This window comes from Planctomonas deserti (genome assembly GCF_003067705.1).
In the GTDB taxonomy this organism is placed as follows: Bacteria; Actinomycetota; Actinomycetes; order Actinomycetales; family Microbacteriaceae; genus Planctomonas; species Planctomonas deserti.
Genome location: NZ_QANL01000137.1, coordinates 1 through 580, shown reverse-complemented (window position 1 = coordinate 580; position 580 = coordinate 1). Strand labels below are relative to the sequence as shown.

General features: G+C 68.4%; 1 protein-coding gene. It reads right to left on the bottom strand.

Annotated features, from left to right (window positions below):
* The coding region (locus tag DAI20_RS19955) for a serine hydrolase domain-containing protein (protein WP_159085154.1) at positions 1 to 580 on the bottom strand (580 nt) is incomplete at both ends.

Genomic DNA, 580 nt, shown 5'->3' with positions numbered 1-580 from the left:
GCTGCACGTCACGCAAGGCTTCCAACACCGCCATTACGTCATCGGCGGTACCGACCAGACCGGCCCCGGCCGAAGGGAAACGGCTGGCATCGGTGGCGCGGACAAGGCTGTATTCGATACCGACGGTACCCTCGAACGGAGCGACGACCTCGCCTTCCCGCAGGCGATGCGGGTGTGGCGTGTCGCTGACATACGGCGTGGCCAGGCGTGTGGCATCGCGCGTGGCGAAGGCGGTGTCGCGCAGGGCCAGAGGGGCGGCCAGCAAGCGCTCGAACAGTGCCTGCAGGGTTTCACCGGTTGCTGCTTCGGCCACCGCACCGGCCACATCCACGCCCAACGAGTACCGCCATTGGCTGCCCGGCGCGAACAGCAGCGGCGCCTGGGAAATGCGGTGCACGTTGTCCCCCAGGCTCACGGGATTGGCATCCAGCCCATCGCTGACGCCGGCGCGTGCATAGGGTCCATCAACGTCGGCCTCCAGGAAGCGGTAGCCCAGTCCGCTGCTGTGGCTGAGCAGCTGGCGCAGGCTGATCGCTGGCGTGCTGCCATCAGCCAGCGCCGGGCGGAAGTCCGGCAGCCA